The sequence below is a fragment of the Maribacter antarcticus DSM 21422 genome (genome assembly GCF_000621125.1).
GTDB lineage: Bacteria > Bacteroidota > Bacteroidia > Flavobacteriales > Flavobacteriaceae > Maribacter > Maribacter antarcticus.
The window spans coordinates 1,014,528-1,037,248 of the sequence record NZ_KK211214.1; the positions used below are offsets into that span (position 1 = coordinate 1,014,528).

Here is a 22,721-nt window from a genome sequence, read left to right on the forward strand (position 1 = left end):
AAATAACAAAATTAATAATTATGTATTCAAAAACTCTATTAATCAGCAAAGCTTTTACATTAGCTTTAATTGGCAGTTTGTTAGTTAGTTGTATTGACGCAAAGGAAGAAAAACAAACTACGGTAATAGCCGATGTTAAAACGGAAATAACTGAAATTGAAACAGCTTCAAATTCTAAAATTCTGTTTACGAGCACACGTGACGGTAACGCAGAAATTTACACCATGAATATCGATGGTTCTGATCAAAAACGAATTACTAATAACGCTAATTATGATGGTGATGCTACATGGTCTCCAGATGGTGAAAAAATAGTATTTAGTTCTGATAGGGATGGTAATCCAGAAATTTATATTATGGATGTTGATGGTAGTAATATAAAGCGAATTACTGATAGTGAGGGAGAAGACAACTCGCCTGAGTGGTCACCAGATGGTTCTATGATTGCTTTTAATACGAGTCGTTTTGGTAACAGAAGTAGTGAGATTTTACGCAGAAACATAGAAGGTGGAGAAACTTGGGGCTTAAACCCAACACGATTAACTTTTGCAGTAGAAACACATTCTGCAAGCGCCAATAATTTTATTTCTTGGTCACCAGACGGCTTACAAATCGCCTTTGAATCTGATAGAGATAGAGATGATCCAGAAATTTATTTAATTAATGCTGTTGATGGTTCAAACATGCAACGGCTAACTTTTACAAGAGCTTTAGATGAGGTGCCTTCATGGTCTCCAGACAGTAAACAGATTTTATACTCTACAGACATTGTTGGTGAACCTCATAATGGTAATTATGAAATCTATATTATGAATCGTGATGGTTCTGATAAAAAAAGATTGACCAACAGCCCAAATTCAGATACAAACCCATCAATGTCTAAAGACAAAAAACATATTGTATTTGAATCGTATAGAGGTGGTCATCCAGAGTTATACAGAATGAATTCCAATGGTTCTAATGTAATTAAACTAACAAATTATAAAGGTGGACAACCTAATGGTGAAAGAGAATTTCCAAACGGAAATTTGGACCCTGTATGTTCTCCATTTTAGATTTTATAACACTATATTTTTATGAAAGTATATAAAGAACATTTAGAGAAAGCAGTAATTGTAGCAAGAAAATCCGGTGCTATACTTCTTGATTTGATACCAAAAAACCATAACCTTAATTCAGAAGAAAGATATAAACTAATGGCTGAGGTAGATCTTAAAGTTCATGATTGTATTTTTAATGACCTAAATGTTGACTTTACAGATTATAAATACGTTTCTGCATACACAAAGAATCAATTTTTTTATAAGGATAAACCATTATGGGTTATTGATCCAGTTGTTGGGCTAGGTAATTTTTCGCACGGCGATCCGCATTTTGCAATTTCCATAGCACTTATGATTAATGGCGTAACAGTAGCAGCACTTGTTTACAATCCAGTTTTTAATGAGTTATTTACAGCTATTAAAAATAATGGAGCTTTTTTAAATCAAAAGCGTATTCATGTGTCAAAGACTACTAGCTTGAAACATGCGCTACTTTCTACTAGATTCCCATATAACATTCGTGAAGGAAAGGTGACAAACCTTGGTCTATTCAATCACTTAATTATGAAAGCAGAAAGTGTATTGAATAAGGCTACGGCAACACTCGATCTTGCGTATGTTGCTTCAGGTCAATATGACGGCTTTTGGGCTTTAGAAATGAATCCTTGGGATTTAACAGCAGGAATACTCTTAATCAAAGAAGCGGGTGGAAAGGTTACAACATTTACAGGTGAAAATCATGTAGCAGAATCTGTAGAGATTCTAGCAACTAATGGAAGCATTCATCAAGAAACACTAAAAAGTATAGCTTCAATTACTACTAAAGTAAAAAAAAATTAAAAGTTAAATCATGCCATTATGAAATGTTATTTAATAAAAAGGTCTCAAATAATTAATAGAACTACGGTAGTTATAGCTGTATTGTTTTTTACACTTTTACCAGGAAAAATAGTAGCTCAAGAATTACAAAAAACAGTATTAACAAATTGTAATATTATTGACTGCACAGGTGCGGAGCTTCAGAAGGATATGACCGTGATTCTTAATGGAAATAAGATTTCCGAAATCAAAAAAGGAAAGTACACGGCAGTTAGTAACAATAAAAATACCCAAATATTAGATTTGGAAGGCGCCTATGTTGTGCCAGGTCTTTGGAATATGCATACTCATTTAGCAGCATTGTTACCAGATCCTAAAAATATTCAAGCTAATGAATCTGTAATTTCTGCATCCATTCGTGCAGGGTTGAATGCAATGGACGGATTACGTCATGGTTTCACTAGTGTGCGTTCAGTAGGAGAACGCGATTATATAGATGTTGAATGGAGAACTGTTTTTGACCAAGGGTTTTTTATGGGACCTCGAATTTTTGCTAGTGGCGATTTTGTTTCCCCAACTGCAGGCCACAGAGGTTATGTAGAAAAAGGAGCAGATGGCGTGGCAGAAATGAGAAAGTTAGTAAGACAACGTGTTCAAAAAGGAGTTGATCTTATAAAAATTTTTAGTGTAGAAATGTTACAAGATGAATTAGAGGCCGCTATAGAAACAGCTCATAGTTTAGGAAGACATGTTACTACACACACAAGAGAACCAGATATTTATAGAGCTGTAAAAGCAGGGATAGATTGTATTGAGCATGGTTATGGTATTACCGATGAAACGATTGAATTAATGGCGAAGAAGGGTACTTTTTATGATCCAACTATCATCTGTAACTTAAGTGATGAATATATAAAAGAGCGTGAGTATAGATTGAAAACGTTAGGCTATGCAGAAGACGAAAAAATATCTTATTATAGAACACTTATTAACTATGCCGATGAGCGATCTCCTGCTCATGCAATGCATCAACGACGAGCTTTAAAGAAGGCGGTAGATGTAGGAGTAAAAGTAGTATTAGGTTCAGATTCTATGCCTATTGGCGAAATGGGAGTTTTGGAAATGGAGCAATTTGTACTTTCTGGAGTTAGCGAAATGAATACACTTATTGCAGCTACACGTAATTGTGCAGATTTACTGGGAGTACTGGATAAATTAGGCACAGTTGAAGAAGGGAAATTAGCAGACTTACTAATTGTTGCTAAAAATCCATTAGAAAACATTTCTTATATCCGAGAGGTAAAGATGGTTTTTAAAGAAGGCATTTCCGTAGACCTTAATCAACCAAGTGGCACAGCTTCTTATTGGGATTATTTTAGTACCACAGATTTAAAAAAAGGATTTTTAAAAGAAGCGGAAAATGCTGCAGGCTTCCAGCGAGGTAAAACCAAAGAATAGTTTTTATGTGGGTTTAATTGCTTAAATAATTAAATCATAAATATAAGGGTATCAAAATTTCAAGATTTAGAAAAATGGTAGCAATAAGTATTTGTATGTTTTTGTTGCTGTTCTCCTGGAAAGAAAAAAAATCACAACAAGAGAGCGAATCACAGATAATTATAAAAAAAGAGAAAGAGTATTCAAAAATAGTATTTTAAACCGTGAGAGATGTAAATGCCGAGATTTACTCAATGAATACTAATGGTGCTCAGTAAACAAGATTAACAAATAATCCTTCATTTGATGAAGCCGCAGCTTGGTCACTAAAAGGTGACAAAATAGTATTTCAATCAGATTGTGATGGTAACCCTGAAATTTACTTTATGAATCTAGATAGCAGTCATACGCAACGTATAACCAATAATCTGGATTTTGACGTGGCACCTCGTTGGACTCCTAATGTTGAAATTATGTTTGTCTCCGTACGAAATAATGCCAGTGGGGTTTATATAATTAATACTAATGGCACAAATCTTAATTTAATATCTCCAGAAGATTTTTTAGGAGGTTCACGAAGTTCATCACCCGATGGAAAAAGTGCTGTTGTAGAATATGAAACTGAACCGAAATGGACAGAAGAAACCGAATATTTAAGACGTGGTCAAATATTTATTATTCATGCCAATGATAACGCTTCAATTCAAGTAACAAATATATAGATGCATATAATGAATATGCAGCTTGGTCTAAAGATCGTAACAAAGTTATTTTTGATTCCAATGCCATTCCAGGAAATCTGCCTGCAAATATAACAGTAGTAAACATTGATGGTACTGGAGGGAAAAATTTGACTAATAGCAAAGGTTATAACGAGTTTGGGTTCCGGTCGCACAATCTCATTAGCCCCGCTATGATTATGACAGTAGGTTTTGCTTCTACCCGCCCAGGACTAGACACTTTTGATTTTGGCTTTCGATATTGTTTTAGCTGGCTGTTTCGTGCGATTTGTATTGGAAATCTATTGAAAAAAAGCGAATACGCATGCAGCCATAGCTGCAATTGTATGCGTTGATGCACTGCGGATTTGATTGGGTTTATTTGTTCCCGAACGTTTAGCAGGATTGGATACATTGCTCGCGCCACTATTAACGGCCATATTATTTATAATAATTGCCCTTCTCAACCAACAAATATCTCCTCCCAAGCAAGATGCTTTTAAAAAATAGCCCTTCAAATTAAGGGCTGATTTCAGGAGAATTCTAAGCTGTTTCCACACACTTAATTTGTTGATAAATAGTATGGAAGCTAATAAATGAATTTTACCTAGATATATTGCTGATATATCGATAATAAATTCTATGTTAAAGCTTTATCTTTGACGATAAGATGTAAGTCAAGACTCTTAGTAAACATAGATCTAAGTAACTGAGCAGGTTTCTTAACATAATCAGACAATCTAATCCGTTAAAAATTTATCAACACCAATGATTCAAAAAATAACTAAATCGCCTAAAAGTCTTGCCGATAGGGCCTATTATATTCTTGAAGAAATGATTGTCACTCTTAAATTGGCACCAGGTAGTTTAATCTCGGAGGCTAAATTGAGTAAGGAAATAGATATTGGTCGCACCCCCCTAAGAGAAGCACTACAAAGGCTTACGCAGGAAAGGTTGGTTTCTGTATTGCCTCGACGTGGAATGATTATTACTGAGGTAAATATTATGGATCAACTGGAAATAGTAAAGCTGCGACGGGTAGTAGATCGTTTGATAGTAGCCAATGCAACGAAATGGTTAATACCTGAACAGAATCAACAATTATATGAGCTGGCTGATGCCATAATTGAGGCCGCTAAAGAAGATGATTCTTTGAGATTCATTCATTTAGATGGAGAGTTTGATCAAATTGTACAAATAGCGTCACGTAATTATTTCGCATCTCAGGTAGCAGAAACGACACATGCTCATTGTCGCAGATTTTGGTATATGAACCGGGCAGCTAGCGATTTGGTTCGTTCCGCTGAGCTGCATGCGAATATAATGAAAGCTACGGCTGAAGGCAACCAAAAAAAGGCCGAAATAGCTTCAGATTTACTCAGTGATTACATAGATGAATTTACTAGATCTACGATAGATTTATAAAGTATAGTGATTTGGTTCTGTTGGAGCTACGTTTGCAAAAGCTAAACATTTATATTTATCATCAACAAAAGAAATGTTTAAAGGCAATTGTTTTCAAAGCTATCATATTGCAAGCTGTCTATTTTAAACTTAGAATTAGTCTTAGCTATAAATATTTTGAAGAACTCCTACCTATCATAAGTGTTAAAGTGGACCATGCTACTATTCAGCACTGGGTATTCATATTTGCACCCCTTGCTGGACAACAATTCAGAATGCGAAAAAAATCAGTTAAAAAAAGATGGAGAATGGATGAAATTTATAGCAAGGTAAAAGGTTAGGGGTGATATTTATATAGCGCTGTAGACAAATTATGGAATACTGTAGACTTCTTATTACCCAAAAGAAGACAACGCATATCCGCATAAAAGTTTTTAATAAAAGTCATAGAAAGTAATGTAAAGCCAGAACGTATAAAACTTGATAGGAGCGGGACGAATACAGCAGCGATAAAACTATATAATCGGAGAAATTATTCAAATATAAAAAATCGGCAAAGCAAGTATTTTAACAATATAGTAGAGCAAGACCATTGAATGATAAAGTGGCGTATAATGCTAAGTATAGGATTTAAAGAATATGAATCCGCAAAAAGAACTATAGCAGGAATAGAAGTGGTTAGAATGATAAAGAAAAGCCAACTGTTTAATCCTAAACATTGAACTTGCAAATAATTTATATCATTGGCTTCTTAAAAAATGATTAAGTCTAAAACCTTAATGCTTTTTTAGTAGGTGCAACAAAACTGTAATACTCCCTAATTTTAGGACAACAAGTTAAGTTGTGATTTAATCCTGTCAAGAATGAAGAAGTCAAGAAGAAAAGTGAGTGAATCGTTCTAGGTTAACGTGGCTATTGTGGCGTTAAAGGAGTTGAGCAGCCTGCATGAGTGCGCAGTCAAATTCGAACTATATCCTACACAAATATCATTTTGGGAACTGGAGTTTTTGGAAAATGTAGATTTGGCCTTCGGGTCCAAACCTGAAAGAGAAGATTTCGATTCCGGGACCGGGCCGCTTTAAAATAAAATCGCTCATTTACAGGTCAGCAACGGTTTCTTAAAGAAAGCCTTGGGTAAATGAGTACTACCGAAAGAAAACAAAAGGGAGTAAGGTCCTATCCAAGGTTAAGTCTTATCCAACAATGCACGTTGCTTAAGAACCATCGCAACGGTCTTTATTATTGGCTCAGAAGCGAGAGCCTGCTGAACCTAAGGCTTATCAAGGCAATGGATTTGTACTTTTTGGATGACCTCTACTATGCGGCGGAACGGAACATCGATTATCTGAACCTTGACCTTGGGTATCGTGTAAATGATAAAACATTTATATAAGCTTATAGTCCTGCAGACCATCTATAGAAAGACCAGGACCACGATCTAGTATTCTAATAGCTATAAGCAACCATATCTGCTAAAGAACCTGAAAATAGAACGCCCTGACTAGTTATGGAATATAGGTGTCACTTATATTCCAATTTTGTGGGGATTTATGTACATGATGCCATAATCTATGTACGCAGTAGAAAAACACTTAATAACAGTAGTTCAAATTGAATCGACAAAGCGTGGTGCATAGAACTCTTTGGTGACACTATTGTCAAATAGGGGGCGCCTCAGATACACAACTCTAATCAGGGATTACAAAGCACTTGTGTCTATTATATTGATGTACTCAAAGAACATACTATCCAAATATCAATATATAGTAAGGGAAGGGACCCAGACAAGATTCATATAGAACGTTTCTGCAAGTCCATCAACTATGAAAAGATATATCAGAATGTTCCAAAAGGGGATTAGGACCTCTATTAAATGGTAAAGGAGTATATCTAGTTTTAAAATACAAAAAGAAGACATACCGAAATAGGAAAAGTGACACCCGATCAAATTTATAACACTAAAAAAGGGCATCGTAATCAATAATAACTGTCTAAAAGATGTTTAGTAGCATGGCCTAAGGTTAGCTTAATAAGCAGAACAGGTATTATTCACATATTGACTACCCAAGATATTGGAGGCCCAATGAAGCAAACTATAAAAGATGCAGCCATTAGTTTAGTACATGAATAGCCTCAAAATTAAAAGACTCTTGATATTTATAGGATAGCCTGTAAAGATTATACCAATTTTTAAAAACAGGTTCACTTAAAGGAAAACGAATTGGCTATTTCAAAAGTCCGTTAGGAAATCATAAAAGAATAAACAAAATAATGGAGGAAGCTGTTAAATAGTTTTAAGAACAAGGAGCTGAAATAATTGAAATATTAGATTATGAAGTTGGTGATATTTCTTTTGAAGTTTTATTGTGGCTATTTCGGATTGATAGTCTGAACAAGTTTTATTAGAAATAACCTGCAATTTTGAACAGTGAAGAAATCATAAAATGACTCCTAGGTACGCTAACGGCCTTCAAAATAAATTATGAATACCATAAAATATCTATTCTAAATTAGTATTTCTATAAAAAGAAATAGGTGATTTTTTACATTTTACATTTCTCTCACAAGCTTTTGTAAAAGTAAAAATATATTATTACCCTTACAATGTTGTTACGGTACATCAATCGTATATTTCTGATATATCAGATGTATATTGTATTCAAACTAATTTATATTATGATATGAAAATATTTTCTACCAGGTCACCTCCTGTGAGTGGACTAGCAGAAAAAGTTAATCAAATTTTTGAAGAAATGATTGAAACATTAAAGTTGCAGCCAGGAACTATAATTTCGGAATCCGACTTACAAGAGAGACTAGAAATAGGACGAACACCTTTAAGACGAGCACTCAAAAGGCTAGCACAAAAAAGATTGGTTACCATTCTTCCTAGAAGAGGAACGCTTATTAGTAAGGTTGATATTCAAGCACAGCTGGAAATTGTAAAGTTGAGAAAAGTAGTAGATAAACTAATTGTAGGCGAAGCGACAAAGCGACTAACCTTAAATCAAGCTTTGCGATTGGGCGAAATAGCCGAAGAAATCGTAGTTGCCGCTGAGCGTGATAATATTTTAGAATTTATTCGGTTGGACAATGAATTTGACCAAATGCTTCAAGTAGCGTCACGTAATTTTTTTGCATCTCATGTAGTGGAAACTACACATGCACATTGCCGCCGTTTTTGATTTATCTATAGGATTGACAGTGATTTGGCTGATTCTGCAATCCTACATGTTAACATGGTGAAGGCCATCGCTAGAGGTGATATGGCTGAAGCTGTGAAAGCTTCCGATTTACTGAGTGATTATATAAAAAGATTTACTAAACCAATAATTAATAACTAAAATAAATGCCAACAAAAAAAAATAATTAATAACTAACTTTTTAAAATTATGAAATTATGAAAAATTTAAATGTTTATCTTTTGCGCAATAGGTACCGTGATAAGTCTTTATCCTTTATTATTAAGATAATCTTTTTTATGCTACTGACCAATAGCGCTTTCGCGCAATCTCAAGGAACTTTAACTGGAGTTGTCTTAGATGGTCAAACTCAAGAACCGCTAGTAGGAGTAACAATTTATATTGATGAACTAAACGTATATGCCATAACTGATTTTGATGGTAAGTATTCCATAACAAGCATATCAAGCGGCACATACAAGGTAACTTGTAGTTATATAGGCTATAAAAATATAATACAACAAATTACCGTTGATGGTCAACAACTGACACTTGATTTTAATATGAAAGTCGATGTACTATCTCTAGATGCGGTTGTAGTTACCGGCGTAGCTTCTAAAAATTCAAAGGCAGTTGCAGCTGTAGCCGTTGCACGTGTTAATGTAGACGATTTAACAGATAAAGTCAACTACAATGGTGTGGATGACTTACTAACTGGTAAGGTCGCTGGGGTATCAGTCCAAAAATCTGGAGGTGGATTTGGTTCAGGATCAAGATTTGTAGTTCGTGCTGGTGCGGGAATCAATGGAAATGGACAGCCATTAATTTTTATTGATGGCGTAAGGTTGGAAAATAACTCATCTACAGGCACTGGTGGAAGCGGTAGAGGTTCTGGGGGTATATCTTCTTTGGTGGGCCTAAACAATGAAGATATTGCCAATATAGAAGTTATTAAAGGTCCTGCAGGCTCTGCCTCATATGGAACAGGTGCCGCTAATGGAGTCATTTTAATTACAACTAAAAGAGGTGCCGCAGGCGGGTTGGAAGTTAATTATAGAAGCACAGTTGGTTTTCATGACGTCGGAAATGTTTTAGATGAAAGAAATTATAGAAATCATGAATTCCTTAGAAGTGACGTTTTTCAAACGGGTGCAATTTTTAAAAATAGTTTAAATGTATCTGGTGGTAACGATGTTTTCAGAGCTTTTTTCTCAATAGATAGAAACGAAGAGGAAGGTATAACTCCAGATAACAGTATAGAACAAACGAGTACCCGTTTTAATATAGATTTTAATCCGTCTTCAAAGTTTAGTTTAAAAGGAAGTACGCAATATAGTAGTACAGATATATTATTGCCTCAAAGAGGTCGTGGAGATGGGGAATTTGGATCTGTAAGTTTTAATCCAGCTAATTACAATCCTGATTTTGACCCAACAAGACCGTCATTTTGGGATACATCTTCAGATGATAATAAAATAAATAATTTTACGGCTTCTTTTCAAGGAAAATATATCCCTTTTGCAGAAAGTGGAAGTGCTTTAAAAGGTCTATCAGCTGCTTTTACTGCAGGGGTGACAAGTAGAAATGAAAATGGCAAATTTGTTCAAAAACGTACGAGCGAAGCTATTGAAGGAGTGGATAATCCTGGAACAGTAATTGTGGCCAATGATGAATCTAGTAGTTTAACTTTTACTAATAATATTGATTATAGTTATGATTTCGGTAAATTCTCAGGTTTAATATCGGTAGGATCGCAAATTTTTAGCCAGCGTTCTACTGGGAACTATATTGCAGGAGAAGATATCCCTCCAGGATTTAGCACATTAAATGCTGCAAATACAATTTTTCCACCGACTGAAACTGCTTTTAATTCAAAATCTGCTGGAATCTTTGCTTCAACCGAATTATCTTATGACGATATCTTTTACTCAACTTTCATGATTAGAAGAGATTATTCAAGTGTTTTAGGTAACCTAGCACCAAGCATATCATATCCTGCGGGAAGTTTTCTAATTAGATGGGATAAATTTGATTTTATGCCAGAAATATTCAGCTTTCTTAAAACCCGGGTTGCTTATGGTGAATCAGGAACATTACCTGACGTTACTGCAGGTATTCCTTTTCTTTATGCTCCAGGAGCATCCCAGTATGGCGTAGGTCTTGATGTGACTTCACTTGGAAATCCGCTTTTAGAACCCGAAAGAATTCAGCAATTCGAGGTAGGCTTAGAAGCTGAAGTTGGAAACTTTGGTTTAGAACTAACGTATTATACCAACAAAGCCAAAAAATCTTTAGTACCAAGACCTCCATTATCATCAACAGGTTTGGCTAATTTTGCACCATTTGTAAATGTTGGTTCTGTGGAAGGTTCTGGTGTAGAACTTACATTGAGTACGAGTTTTGGTGGTGAGGCCTTAGGTGGATGGAGAGCAGGCTTTACCTTATTAGGAGCATATCAAGAAAACACCGTTACAAATTTAGGCTTTGATGGCCAGATACAAGGTGGACCTGGTGGAGGAACTCAAGTTTTTAGAACTGGTTTTCCTAGAGGCGCATATGTTAATTCAGTAACCTTGGGAGCATTGTTTTCAGATGGTACGAACATACAACAAATAGAAGGTTTGCCAAATGAGGGAGAAGTTGTACCTGTAGGAGCACTTTATGATTTCCAAAATAGTGATGGCGATGTATTTATTGGAGTAAACGACCCAGCATATACAGCGAGTTTTAGTACAAATATAAGCGTAGGAGACTTTAGTTTTTATGCGCTATTAACAGCTAAAACTGGATTTGAAGTCTATAATGAACAAACGATTGATCAAATATTTTTTGGACTAGATACTGATTATTTTAATGGTACTGGAACAAATTATTTGGCATTTGACAGATTGTACCAGCAGTTGGGATATGGAGACTTTGGTACAGGAGATGCTGTCTTAACACCTGGCACACCCGCTTATACAGATGCTGCTAATCAATTCGCATCTTTATCCCCTTTTAATGATGCTAATGGCATTCAAACAGCTGATTTTTTAAGACTTCAAGAGATAAGTTTAAGTTATAATTTAAAAAAATTGGCTAGTAAATCAAAATTTATCAAGGCTCTTAATATTGGAGTTACAGCATCCAATGTTTTAACCTGGTATAAACGTACAGCAAGCAGACATACAGTGACATCGATAGATACTGGCGAGGAAATAGAACGTTGGATATCTGGCTATTCTGGCTTAGATTCTCAAGCTAATGCAGGTGCATTTACAAGTAGTCCTTCAACGGGAGTACAATCTGGACAACTTCCTCCAAGTAGAACGTTTAGCTCATTTGTAACCTTAAAATTCTAGTAGAATGAAATTAAATCTAACAATTATGAAAAACATAAAACTAATTATTTGTTTTGTTTCGATCTTAGGTTTTTCCTTAACATCGTGTGAGAGTTATGTACAAGATATAGATCCACTTTTGAACCAAGTGGAAGGAGATGATTTGAATAATGAAACCAGTTTGCAACTACTCGTAAAAGGAGCTAAAGGCCAAATGGGAAGTACTGGTGATCAAGGAGAAGGGATTGAACGTATAATTTGGCGAGTTGCGGGCTTTTCTGACGAAATGATTCTAGGAGCATTTGGTTCTGCGGCTGATCATATAACATTTGTTCAGGATTTACCAGGGAACCTTACTTTTTATGAAGAGGATTGGAATAATTATCAGCTTTTACGTTTTCTAGGAGACGATTTAGTGCGTAGAGTAGGATTTATTGATGCCAACGGAGGTTTCACTAATGAAGAAATAAAAGGAAATGCCTTGTGGTGGGGTAACTTTTTAGGAGGTTTATCACGTATGTATTTAGCTGACCATTGGGGTGCAAGAGCGACAGTTGGGGACTCACCAGGTGCGTCAATTACAACTAGCGAGCAACTAGCAAATGGTGAAATAGGTTCCTTTTTTAGCCCAAATGAGTTACGAGCACTAGCCCGCGATAAATTTAATGCATTGGTTGGCATAGACCCAGGTGATGTTCCAAACCCAGAGAAATTAGCATGGTCCTTAATTGCAAGAACATATTTATTTGATGGTTTGTATACGGAAGCAAAATCTGCTGCTGAGCAAGGGTTACAACAAGGAGATGAAGCGTTCAGTATAATACATACGCCTATTAACCCGAATCAAATGTGGTTACAATCTGGCAGGACTAATGATGATGGGGAATTTATTTTTAGCCCACATCCAAGATTTATTCAATATGTATTAGATGATAGAAAAGAAGGTGAAATTATTTCTGAATTAAACCAAGAGAATTTAGATAATGGTATTGCTTCAAGATCTCTTCGAGGTTTAGAATCTAATAGTGGTGAACCTGGAAATGCTGCAACTAATAATCCAAGAATCGGTTTACTTAATCAGAATGAACGTTTACCATTATGGGAAAAAGAGATTACCACAGCTTCAGTTTCAGGAATCAATGGGGCCACACAGTGGTCAGAGTTTGCTACTGGGGCTAATGCCACCCAAGATATATACACAAGTGCGGATAGCCCTTTTTATATTATTGATTGGAGAGAAATGGAATTAATTTTAGCGGAAGTCGCTATTAGAGATGAAGATAACATCACTGGACTTACACATATTAATAATGTACGTACTTTTCATGGTTTAGATGCTTATACTGAAACCCAAATGGTTGCTTATGATAATTCTAAAGGAGGGGCAAGTGCAGTAGGCATCGGTGTAAAAGCTACCTTATCGGCTACAATAAATTATACAGGCCCTTTAGGTTTATTGATTGAAGAAAGAGATAAGACTTTATTTTTAAAAGGCACACGCATAGTGGATCAGGCTAGATTTGATCTTTGGCATTTAGAAGGAAATGTTTTTAAATTTTATATGCCAATTCCTAGAAGTGAAACAGATATTAATCCAAATATCCCGAATTAATATATAAAATTATGGCATATCTAAATCTAGATATGTATCACTTAAAATTTAATGCCAAGCGCATATAGTATAGACACGCCTCCTTAGGTAGCAAAATATTTATATTTGAGTTAGTTTAAGTTTAGTGTTTGATTTGCAAACGTAAAAGGAGGTGTGTTTTTTAATTCATGGGAACATTTTATATACTGTTAATTACTAAACGATTACGGTAAGTAAACAGAAAGAATTATGGATAATTATCATATATTTCCCAACAAACTGAAGAGCAAAATGTTTAGAAAAAGTAATTGGTATTTATGGCCATTGTTAGTTTTGACCGTGGGTCTTTTTTCCTGTAAGTGGGATAATGGTGGCAAGAATATCGTCATGAAAAATTCGCATAATGCCGGTGAAAAACATTCTTTTCAGAAAGGATACTTTTCTATGAAAGAGCATTTGGAAAAAGAAAGTGAAGACAAAATTGATTTTCAAATTTTTCCTGCGGCACAAATTGCTACAGAAAAAGAGGCTATTGAGATGGTGAAATTAGGGGTAATTGCTTCCTCGCCAGTTAATGTAGGTGCGCTGGCATCTTTCGTTCCAGAAGTCGATTTATTTAATTTCCCTTTTCTTTTTAGAGACACAGAGCACTTTTATAATGTCGTAGACGGACCAGTAGGCAAGCAAATTGCTAAAAAAATTGAAGCTAAACTAGATTGTATCGTTTTAGGATGGTGGTTTGGAGGGGGTAGAAATGTTTGGAATAAAGAACGCCCTATTCATAAACCTGAAGACCTTCAAGGATTAAAAATTCGTGTAATTGGAAGTTCAATAATTTTAGACGGGTTTAATTCCTTTGGCGCCCAAGCTACTAACATGTCATTCAATCAATTGTATTCAGCCGTTTCGACAAAAGTAATCGATGGTGGAGAATGTGACAACACGGATCTTCTTGATATGAAATTCTACGAAGTAACAAAGTATATTTCCAAGACAGAACATTTATTTCCAGCGATAGCATTAATTTTTAGCAAAAAACAATATAATAAACTACCTCCGGATATTCAAAAAGAAATTTTGGAAGCAGGGCGTATTTCCGTCGCAGTTCAGCGCCAATCAATGAATCAAAAAACAAAAGAAGCAGTGGCTGAACTTGAAGAGCATGGAATGATTTTTAATGATGTGAATAAGAAGCCATTTCAGAATCTTGCTAAAAAACTCTATATACAATATGCAGAGAAAGTTGGTGGCATGCAATTAATTGAACAAATAATAAATCAATAGTTCTTACTATGAAAGTAAATACATCATCTATTGAAATAGATATAAAGAATTTGTGGAAATACCCGCTAGAGTTGATACTTTGTTTAATGCTTAGTGGTATTGTTATAGTAACTTTCCTACAAGTTGTGTTTCGTTTTTTTCAACTACCTCTAGGATGGACAGAAGAATTGGCCACCTATTTATTTATGTGGGTTTCAGGACTTTCCGTAGGTTATGCTTTTAAAACGAAATCTCATTTCGCACTTCGTTTCGTGGTAGATTGCTTTGGTTCAAAAGCACAACGAATGGTGTCTATATTGGTTTCGACAATAATGGTTATCTTTTTGGTATTGTTTACATGGAAATCTATAGAATTTACTATTGGCGCCTCAGATTCTACTGGCCCTGGTACAGGTTTGTCATTGTCAGTACCTTATTCTTCGTCAATTTTCGCAGGTTTTATAATGCTATACTATGTGATAAAAAATTGGTTTGATGAAACCATAAATACACAATTAATAAGGAAAGATATTAAATAATATGTGGTGGATTGTAGTAATTGTATTGATTTTAGCATTGCTTTTAGCAGTGCCTGTAGGCATGGCTTTAGCAATTACGGCCTTAACTGCTATGCTTCTATTGCCTAATGATATTCTAATTATGATGCCGCAGAAGTTTTTGTCACAATTTGAATCTTTCCCCTTAATAGCGATTCCTTTGTTTGTGCTCGCCGGCCAGCTTATGGCACAAGGAGGGTTGGCAAAACGGATTGTTGATTTGGCCATGGTTTTTGTTGGAAGAATTTATGGAGGTTTAGGATTGGTTGTAGTATTATCAACAATGTTAATGTCCGGTATATCGGGATCCCCTAGTGCAAATACAGCGGCAATTGGCTCTGTTGCTTTACCTGGGATGAAAAGAATGAAATACCCTCCGGAATTTGCAACGGCACTTTTAGCTGCTGCAGGTGGGGTATCTACTTTAGTACCACCGGCAATAGATTTAATTATCATTGGTGTTATCGCGAATATTTCTATCGGAGGGTTATTTGCGGCAGGAGTTGTACCGGCCATTTTTAATGGTTCGGCTATTATGGCCTTGGCGTATTATTATGCCCGTAAAATGAAATTGCCATTAGCGAATAAAATGCTATTGAAAGAAAAGCTTCATGTTATAAAAGAAGGTTTTTTACCTGTATTAATGGTAGTAATAATATTGGGTGGTATATACGGAGGCGTTTTTACGGCCACGGAAGCCGCATCGGTAGCTGTCGTTTATGGTTTAATTGTATCGGCTTTTGTGTATAGAACATTAAAAGCAAAAAACTTACCAAAAATATTATTGGATACCTGCGCTCTCACCGGTGTAATAATGCTTGTGTTGGGAATGGCCTCCATGTTTTCTTTTGTATTGACTTTTGAGAGAATACCCCATGTAATGGCAGAATGGATTACAACCTACGCGGATAGTCCTTTGGTGTTTCTTTTGTTCGTGCACATTATTTTTCTAGTTTTAGGAATGGTAATGGATGCCTTACCCCCAATTATTGTTTTATTGCCCATTTTGGTTCCTATAGGAGTTACATTGGGTATTGATCCAATGCACTTAGGAATTATGATAGCTGCCAATGTAGGTATAGGAATGATATCACCACCCATGGGTATTTGTCTTTTTGTAGCTTGTGGTGTAAATAACGTTCCTATAGAGAAAGTCGTAAAACCGTTATTACCATTTTTATTGGTTTTAATATTTACCCTTGTAATAATTACGCTTGTACCAGATATCACTTTGTTTTTACCTAGGTTGATGGAGTCATTCTAAAACTAAAAAATAAATTAAATATATCAATAGAAAATAAATTATGGAATATAGGACTTTAGGGCGTACAGGTGTAAATGTATCTTCATTGGTTTTAGGCACGGATAACTTTATGGATCCCTCTCCAGCAGCCGAATGTGAACGTATATTATTAAAAGCGTTAGATGCCGGTATTAATATGGTAGATACAGGAGATGTATATGCGGACGGGGAAGGCGAACGTATTATTGGTAAAATCTTAAAAGAGACAGGTAGGCGAGATCAAGTAATTATTGGTACAAAAGTAGACCATGGACAACGCAGACCTGGTTTCACACTAGAAGAATACAAACCAGAATTAGGTCCAAATCAACACGGACATACACGATTAAATATTATTCGGGCCTGTGAAAATTCATTGAAAAGATTGGGGACAGATTATATTGATTTATATCAATTACATCGTCAGTCTCCTAACATCCCTATGGATGAAATTTTACGCGCTTTAGATGATTTAGTAACATCTGGTAAGGTACGTTATATAGGTTGCTCGACACATCCTGCGTGGGCTGTTGTAGAATCTATCATGTTGAGTGAAATGAAAAATTATGTTCGTTTTGTATCTGAACAACCTCCATATAATTTATTAGATCGTCGTATTGAAAATGAATTAGTGCCAGTTTGTCAAAAATTTGGAGTCGGATTAATTACTTGGGCACCAATGGCCATGGGCGTATTAGCGGGTCGTTATACCAACGCTAATAAATTTCCTGAAGGTTCTCGTGCAGCACTTCGAGGAGGATTTTATGCCGATAGAGTTACAAAACGAGGTATTGAAGTAGGTATTGAATTCACCAAAATAGCAAATGAATTAGGATTAACACCAGCTCAATTAGCGGTTTTATGGTGCAAAGACCAACCTGGCATTACGGCGCCACTTATAGGCCCACGAACTGTTGAGCAATTAGAACCTCTATTACCAATTCTCGAAATGAAACTTACAGATGAAACAAGAGCTGCTTGTGATGCGCTCGTGCCTCCAGGAAGTACAGTAGCAAACTTCCATAATACGGCAGATTGGATGATAGGTCAAATAGCAGATAGTTAATATAAACTAATTATTGAAAAATGAAAATTACCAAAATTGAAACTATTGCTTATGGAATTCCTGTAAAAGGTTTTGCTGATGCCTATACAAGTTTTACAAGATCAGATGCTATTTTAGTAAAAATATATACAGATGAAGGGTATGTTGGTATTGGAGAAGCTTGCGCTTGGGAACCTGAATTTTATGGAGAAACACGAGAATCAATTGAATCCACAATATTAAATTACGCAGCTCCAAAAATAATAGGTGAAGATCCATTTAATATAGGTCATATTATGAGAATTCTGGACCTCAACTTAGCACGTATCACATGTGTTAAAGAAGGAATAGATTTAGCGTTACATGATTTATTAGGGAAAATTTTAAATGTGCCCGTTTATAAATTATTAGGTGGAAAATTTAGAGATAAAATTGAAATAGGGTCCGAAATTGGAATTAAGTCACCTCAAGAAATGGCGGATAATGCTTTACGTGTTTTAGAGGAAGGCATTAGGGTTATTAAGATTAAGGGGTCTGATAATATGAGATTAGATGTTGACCGAATAAAAACGGTTCGTGCTGCTGTAGGTGATGATGTAGAATTACGTCTAGATCCCAATGCAGCATGGGATACCATAGGTTCTATACGTGTAATGAGAGCTGTAGAAGATTGTAATTTACAATTATTAGAACAGCCTATTCCTAATTGGGACTTAAAGGGAATGGCTCATATTCGTAGTAAAATTGGAGTTCCTGTAATGGCAGATGAGAGTATCTGGACACCGCAAGACGCCGTGAAAATTCATGATTATGGAGCTGCAGATTTACTGAATCTCAAAATAGCAAAAACCTGTGGATTGTATTTGGGAAAAAAAGTAGAGGCTGTAGCCGAAGCGTTAGGACTTCCTTGTATTGCTGGAACTGAACTAGAACCAGGCATTTCAGCAGTTGCAAAAATTCATTTAGCTGCATCCATGAAGATACATCCAATAGCCAGTGAATTTACAGAACTTACCCAGGTCGATGGCAGTATTCTAAAACAACCGCTTAAAGTTGTTGATGGCTGTTTAGAAGTTCCCGAAGGACCAGGATTTGGAGTAGAAATTGATGAAGATGCATTAGAGAAATATAGAATTAAATGAATAGTAAATTGAATACAGAACAAGTAATAGTTATTACAGGCTCATCAACTGGCTTGGGGGCTTCCCTAATTAAACACTATGCAAAGCAGGGATTCAAAGTAGTTATCAATTACATCAATGAAGAGCATGCTTTTAAACTCTACGACGAGATAGCAAAGCAATTTGGCAAAGACAAAGTTTTAAAGTTTAAAGCTAATGTTTCCAAAAGATCTGAAGTGAAAGCTATGTTTGATGGCGTTATTAATGAGTTTGGAAGCGTGGACATACTAATTAATTGTGCGGGTATAAATAGAGATAGTCTTTTTATCGATATGACAGATGATTTATGGGATGAGGTAGTAAATACGCATCTAAAAGGACACTTTATAAGTAGTCAGGAATTTGTTTTTCATAGTCTGGATAATAAAGAGGGTCTCATAATCAATTTAGGTGCCGCAGCTGGTCAGATAGGAAGAAAGAACGGAGCTAACTTTTGTGCTGCCAAGGGTGGCGTATTTGCACTTACAAAAGCTATGGCCTTGGAGCTTGCACCAAGAATTAGGGTTAATTGCCTGGTACCAAATGCCATTAAAACAAAAGAGGTTATAGAAAGATACGACTTGTCAAACAAAGTAGGTCTTGCCAAAGAATTATCAACCATGCCAATGGCCCGTCTTGGTGAATATGAGGATGTCCATCAGATGATGGATAGCATCATAGGTGCGAAATTTACCACGGGTTCTACTTTTTATGTAAATGGAGGACAATATATGCATTAAATAAAATATATTTAGATGATAAACCACCAACTTAAAAAATACAGGATACTCATATTATTGACCATTTTGGTCTCAATTGGATTTCAGTCTCAAGCACAGAAGGACCTTGAAAGTATCCTGCCTATGCGAAATCGCGTGCAGCTGATGGATGGTTTTTGGAAGTGGAAGCTTGAGCATGTTTTACCAGCGGTCATGCGAGAGCAAGGGGTTGACCTCTGGATTATCCGCAGTAATGAAGCAGATCTTTATTATAATAATGAAGGACCTATTTTCACCTCGTTATTGCCTACCAATTTTGAAGGAATGACCTATGCCAGCAGTTATGCGGGTCCGGGTTCTCAACAATTACCATCATTTCTGATGTTCCACGATACGGGTGCAGGGCTTGAGTATTTAGAGCCCGAGAATTATGATCAGATTACCACTTTGGTAAGAAAATTTTCGCCCTCCAAGATTGCTATTGGTGAATACAACAATGAGGCAATGCTCAAGGCTCTTGGTAAACACAAAAATAAATCCATTGACTCTTGGACATTAGGTGTTCGGTGGTTAGAAACCATGTCAACTGATCAAATCCTAATCTACCGACATGTTCAAAGTGTGGCCAATGATATTATTGCAGAAGGTTTTACCAATGCAGCAGTAATCCCGGGAATCACTACCACCGATGATTTAAACTGGTGGTTTCGACACAGATATCTGGAAGCTGAACTAGAAATCGAAAATCATCCATCTGTTGTCGTCAAACGGCGACCTGCCAATATCAGCAAATACAAGTATATCGATGGTTCTGAAAAATTTAGGAATGGGTGCACCAGCAACGGAATCAGTGTAACCATTCAGCCTGGTGATGTAATCAGCTTAGATTCAGATATCATGTTGATTGGTTTGGTCACGGATTCTCATCAGCATGCTTATGTACTTCAAAAGGGAGAATCAGAAGTTCCGCAGGAGCTTAAAAATGCCTTGAATACAGTCAATAAAATGCAAGACCTTTTTGCAGCTGAATTTAAGTTTGGAAGAACGGGTAAAGAGATTGTTGCAGCCTCAGACAAGATTAAAAGGTTACCTGGAGTTATCGAATCAGAATTAGGATTTCATCCACCACCCATGTTTATAAGACGATATTTAAAGGGAGGCTACATGTTTTCTCATAAAACCTATGTGGCTGGGATGACTTCCGGACCAGGGTATTATCCCACCTCCATTGTTACCAACAATCACAAACTTTTTTATAATACCATGTATGCCTTTGAGCCACATACGTCTATTGCGGTACCCGGTTGGGGGGAGCACGGTCTTGAGATTGGAATTGGGCAGATTGCGGTATTTGAAGAAGATGGGTTACGGTATCTGGATAGACCTCAGGAGACTAAATGGCATGTGATTAAATGATTATGGGAAAGGAAAAAGTAGAAATATGAGGTATTCAATAAAAGCATTTCAATTAATTCTGATAGGATTACTTCTTTATAGTTGTAGCCCGCAAGAAGAAACAGGTACCCATAAATCGTCGGTTAAAACAACCAATGATTATAATGATTTGGTGAGTTTTTTTGAGGAATTACGTGATTTCCAAATTGCTCCATTAAATGAAGGCGTTCCTGACTATTCTAAAGCTGCCATGGATCAGAAGTCATTGAATCTTTCGGATTATCAAACGAAGCTTTATGCCATAGATACCACTGGCTGGTCGGTATCAGAAAAAATAGATTACTATCTGGTATGGGCTGAGATGAATGCTGTTGAATTTCACCTGACCAAATACAAACCCTGGGCGACTGATCCTGGATTTTACTCCTTTCGATTGACAGACGCAGGTTCTTCCATGAATCTGGATGGCATCATGCCACCACTGTTCCGTTATAAGCTTCCTTTGACTGATGATGAAGTCTCAGAATTTAGAGGGTCTTTAAAATTAGTTCCGAAAATTATGCAACAGGCAAGGGTTAATCTGACTCATTCGGCAGCTGATTTTGCTGATTTTGCGATCAAAAATATGGCAGCGGAGGCCACTAGGTTTGAACGGATGGCGGAAGATCTTCAGGAGTATCATCCTGAATTAGTTTCCGTTGCTCAAGCTGCTGCTCAGGCCATGAAAGACTACCAACAATGGATAGTTGATAACAAAGCAACCATGACCGGTCAAGCGGGGTCAGGAAAAGAAAATTATAGTTGGTGGATGCATAATGTACAACTTTCACCCTGGGGTTGGGAAGAAAACAACTTCATTATTCAGAGGGAATATGACCGTGCAATCACCTTCCTCAAATTAGAGGAACAACGAAATCGCAAACTTCCTCCACTTGAAGTGGCTATGACGGAAAGGGCTTATGAAAAGAGCTTGCGTCAGGCCTTGCATTATGTGGTTAAGTTTTTAGACGAAAATGAAATTATGACTATTGACGATTGGATCAACCCAGCTGATTATTACTCAGATGATTCTGAGTCGGTACCGGCACTTTCTGAATTGAGTGATGAAGCAGATGAAAAATTCTTCCCTGAAAATTCTAATGTAGACTTAAAGTATAGACAAAGGGAGATACTGCCAGGTGAAAACCATGAATATGTTGGCCACATGTTAGACTATCAGCGTCAGAGTCAACTCGATCTTAGCTATATACGAAGAGCCGAACGTAAGTTTAACATGGGTTCTATGCGTCTCGAAGGCTGGGCTGTTTGGATGGAAGAATGCCTGATGCAAGCTGGAATACTTGATGAGCGCCCACATAAAGGACGTGAAATGGTATACCTGATGTATACCTCTCATATGAGTCTATCAATTCCCGATATGAAGATGCATGCAAATGAGATTGACCTTGCTGAAGCCAGAAAGCTTTGTGCTGAAATAATGCCGAGAGGATGGACACAGGAAGAGGAAGACGTCGTTTGGTTTGAGATGCAATCGAATTTAAGAAATCCCGGTGGATTTCATAGCAATGTGGTTACTGGTAAGGCCTATTTTATGAAGCTTTTTAAAGAATATGCGGTACTTAAAGGAGACGATTTCGTTATTAAAGACTTTATGGATGAATTTCTTTCCTATGGGATTATTCCAATGCCATTGATAAGATGGGGAATGACAGGTAATAGCGACGAACTAAATAAAATAAAAGAGTTGTATAAATAAAAATCATTACAAGTCAAGTTTATGAATTT

General features: G+C 36.3%; 17 protein-coding genes. All 17 read left to right on the forward strand.

Features of this window, described 5'->3' with window-relative positions:
- Positions 1-20 precede the first annotated feature (20 nt).
- The 17 genes from Q360_RS24140 (at position 21) to Q360_RS0121020 (ending at position 22,692) form a co-directional block, all read left to right on the forward strand.
- Positions 21-1,055: a TolB family protein gene (locus tag Q360_RS24140; RefSeq protein ID WP_051554846.1), complete on the forward strand. Its 1,035-nt coding sequence runs from the start codon at positions 21-23 to the stop codon at positions 1,053-1,055.
- A 21-nt stretch (positions 1,056-1,076) separates the two neighbouring features.
- Positions 1,077-1,883, forward strand: coding sequence for an inositol monophosphatase family protein (locus Q360_RS0120935; protein WP_027078822.1), 807 nt, complete (start codon positions 1,077-1,079; stop codon positions 1,881-1,883).
- An 18-nt stretch (positions 1,884-1,901) separates the two neighbouring features.
- Complete coding sequence (locus Q360_RS0120940) at positions 1,902-3,320, forward strand: amidohydrolase family protein (protein WP_027078823.1); 1,419 nt, start codon at positions 1,902-1,904, stop codon at positions 3,318-3,320.
- Positions 3,321-3,685: 365 nt separating this feature from the next.
- Entirely contained in the window at positions 3,686-4,021 is a 336-nt protein-coding gene (locus Q360_RS0120945) for a TolB family protein (protein ID WP_027078824.1), read from the forward strand.
- A gap of 765 nt (positions 4,022-4,786) precedes the next feature.
- A complete protein-coding gene (locus tag Q360_RS0120955) occupies positions 4,787-5,443 on the forward strand; it encodes a GntR family transcriptional regulator (protein WP_027078826.1) in 657 nt (218 codons plus the stop codon).
- 1,117 nt (positions 5,444-6,560) lie between these two features.
- Positions 6,561-6,815, forward strand: coding sequence for a hypothetical protein (locus Q360_RS26075; RefSeq protein ID WP_156950207.1), 255 nt, complete (start codon positions 6,561-6,563; stop codon positions 6,813-6,815).
- Between the two features lie 1,288 nt (positions 6,816-8,103).
- A complete protein-coding gene (locus Q360_RS24150; protein ID WP_051554849.1) occupies positions 8,104-8,607 on the forward strand; it encodes a GntR family transcriptional regulator in 504 nt (167 codons plus the stop codon).
- Positions 8,608-8,822: 215 nt separating this feature from the next.
- Entirely contained in the window at positions 8,823-11,945 is a 3,123-nt protein-coding gene (locus tag Q360_RS0120975; RefSeq protein ID WP_027078828.1) for a TonB-dependent receptor domain-containing protein, read from the forward strand.
- Positions 11,946-11,949: 4 nt separating this feature from the next.
- Positions 11,950-13,536 carry a RagB/SusD family nutrient uptake outer membrane protein gene (locus tag Q360_RS0120980; protein ID WP_027078829.1) on the forward strand — a complete coding sequence of 529 codons (1,587 nt, stop codon included), beginning with the start codon at positions 11,950-11,952 and terminating at the stop codon, positions 13,534-13,536.
- Positions 13,537-13,764: 228 nt separating this feature from the next.
- Positions 13,765-14,799 carry a TRAP transporter substrate-binding protein gene (locus Q360_RS0120985; protein WP_084273517.1) on the forward strand — a complete coding sequence of 345 codons (1,035 nt, stop codon included), beginning with the start codon at positions 13,765-13,767 and terminating at the stop codon, positions 14,797-14,799.
- Between the two features lie 8 nt (positions 14,800-14,807).
- Positions 14,808-15,317 (forward strand): TRAP transporter small permease, encoded by a 510-nt coding sequence (locus Q360_RS0120990; protein ID WP_084273518.1) that lies wholly within the window; start codon positions 14,808-14,810, stop codon positions 15,315-15,317.
- Between the two features lies 1 nt (position 15,318).
- Positions 15,319-16,599: a TRAP transporter large permease gene (locus Q360_RS0120995; protein WP_027078832.1), complete on the forward strand. Its 1,281-nt coding sequence runs from the start codon at positions 15,319-15,321 to the stop codon at positions 16,597-16,599.
- A 40-nt stretch (positions 16,600-16,639) separates the two neighbouring features.
- A complete protein-coding gene (locus tag Q360_RS0121000) occupies positions 16,640-17,683 on the forward strand; it encodes an aldo/keto reductase (protein ID WP_036196355.1) in 1,044 nt (347 codons plus the stop codon).
- Between the two features lie 20 nt (positions 17,684-17,703).
- Positions 17,704-18,804 (forward strand): mandelate racemase/muconate lactonizing enzyme family protein, encoded by a 1,101-nt coding sequence (locus Q360_RS0121005; RefSeq protein ID WP_027078834.1) that lies wholly within the window; start codon positions 17,704-17,706, stop codon positions 18,802-18,804.
- On the forward strand, positions 18,801-19,562 hold the full coding sequence (locus tag Q360_RS0121010) for an SDR family NAD(P)-dependent oxidoreductase (protein WP_027078835.1): 762 nt from the start codon (positions 18,801-18,803) through the stop codon (positions 19,560-19,562). The genes Q360_RS0121005 and Q360_RS0121010 overlap by 4 nt, the downstream gene beginning before the upstream one ends.
- A gap of 15 nt (positions 19,563-19,577) precedes the next feature.
- The gene (locus Q360_RS25010; protein ID WP_027078836.1) at positions 19,578-20,957 is read left to right on the forward strand and encodes a M24 family metallopeptidase; all 1,380 of its coding nucleotides are present in this window, start codon (positions 19,578-19,580) and stop codon (positions 20,955-20,957) included.
- Between the two features lie 25 nt (positions 20,958-20,982).
- Positions 20,983-22,692 (forward strand): DUF885 family protein, encoded by a 1,710-nt coding sequence (locus Q360_RS0121020; RefSeq protein ID WP_027078837.1) that lies wholly within the window; start codon positions 20,983-20,985, stop codon positions 22,690-22,692.
- Positions 22,693-22,721 lie beyond the last annotated feature (29 nt).

What these genes read in the sequence shown, in the direction of transcription:
- Q360_RS24140 (WP_051554846.1), top strand. Translation starts at nt 21, where the DNA reads ATGTATTCAAAAACTCTATTAATCAGCAAAGCTTTTACATTAGCTTTA.
- Q360_RS0120935 (WP_027078822.1), top strand. Translation starts at nt 1,077, where the DNA reads ATGAAAGTATATAAAGAACATTTAGAGAAAGCAGTAATTGTAGCAAGA.
- Q360_RS0120940 (WP_027078823.1), top strand. Translation starts at nt 1,902, where the DNA reads ATGAAATGTTATTTAATAAAAAGGTCTCAAATAATTAATAGAACTACG.
- Q360_RS0120945 (WP_027078824.1), top strand. Translation starts at nt 3,686, where the DNA reads ATGAATCTAGATAGCAGTCATACGCAACGTATAACCAATAATCTGGAT.
- Q360_RS0120955 (WP_027078826.1), top strand. Translation starts at nt 4,787, where the DNA reads ATGATTCAAAAAATAACTAAATCGCCTAAAAGTCTTGCCGATAGGGCC.
- Q360_RS26075 (WP_156950207.1), top strand. Translation starts at nt 6,561, where the DNA reads ATGAGTACTACCGAAAGAAAACAAAAGGGAGTAAGGTCCTATCCAAGG.
- Q360_RS24150 (WP_051554849.1), top strand. Translation starts at nt 8,104, where the DNA reads ATGAAAATATTTTCTACCAGGTCACCTCCTGTGAGTGGACTAGCAGAA.
- Q360_RS0120975 (WP_027078828.1), top strand. Translation starts at nt 8,823, where the DNA reads ATGAAAAATTTAAATGTTTATCTTTTGCGCAATAGGTACCGTGATAAG.
- Q360_RS0120980 (WP_027078829.1), top strand. Translation starts at nt 11,950, where the DNA reads ATGAAATTAAATCTAACAATTATGAAAAACATAAAACTAATTATTTGT.
- Q360_RS0120985 (WP_084273517.1), top strand. Translation starts at nt 13,765, where the DNA reads ATGGATAATTATCATATATTTCCCAACAAACTGAAGAGCAAAATGTTT.
- Q360_RS0120990 (WP_084273518.1), top strand. Translation starts at nt 14,808, where the DNA reads ATGAAAGTAAATACATCATCTATTGAAATAGATATAAAGAATTTGTGG.
- Q360_RS0120995 (WP_027078832.1), top strand. Translation starts at nt 15,319, where the DNA reads ATGTGGTGGATTGTAGTAATTGTATTGATTTTAGCATTGCTTTTAGCA.
- Q360_RS0121000 (WP_036196355.1), top strand. Translation starts at nt 16,640, where the DNA reads ATGGAATATAGGACTTTAGGGCGTACAGGTGTAAATGTATCTTCATTG.
- Q360_RS0121005 (WP_027078834.1), top strand. Translation starts at nt 17,704, where the DNA reads ATGAAAATTACCAAAATTGAAACTATTGCTTATGGAATTCCTGTAAAA.
- Q360_RS0121010 (WP_027078835.1), top strand. Translation starts at nt 18,801, where the DNA reads ATGAATAGTAAATTGAATACAGAACAAGTAATAGTTATTACAGGCTCA.
- Q360_RS25010 (WP_027078836.1), top strand. Translation starts at nt 19,578, where the DNA reads ATGATAAACCACCAACTTAAAAAATACAGGATACTCATATTATTGACC.
- Q360_RS0121020 (WP_027078837.1), top strand. Translation starts at nt 20,983, where the DNA reads ATGAGGTATTCAATAAAAGCATTTCAATTAATTCTGATAGGATTACTT.